A 244-nucleotide genomic window follows, 5' to 3' on the forward strand; every position below is an offset into this window, starting at 1 on the left:
GTTGCGACCGGGCTGGGTCAGGCGGTCGAGGTTGGCCGGGCCGGTGACACCGGCTTCGCCGACGCTGTCATAGCTGCGCACGTCATCCCAGTTCCAGTACTTCTTGTCGGTGAGGTTGTAGAGGCCACCGTTGACGGTCACGTCTTTGCTCACCTTGTAGTAAGCGGTCAGGTCGAGGATGCCGAAGCCCGGGGTTTTGAACGGGCCATCGGTGCCGCCGTCAGGCGCGTGGAAGGTCGTGCTG

1 pseudogene is annotated in these 244 nt (G+C 63.9%); it reads right to left on the bottom strand.

Annotation, left to right across the window (positions count from 1 at the left end):
- Positions 1-244: pseudogene (locus tag AAEZ09_RS28990) on the bottom strand (hypothetical protein); the annotation flags it as partial.

It is taken from the genome of Pseudomonas sp. 65/3-MNA-CIBAN-0223, from assembly GCF_040310425.1.
Classification (GTDB): Bacteria; Pseudomonadota; Gammaproteobacteria; order Pseudomonadales; family Pseudomonadaceae; genus Aquipseudomonas; species Aquipseudomonas gregormendelii.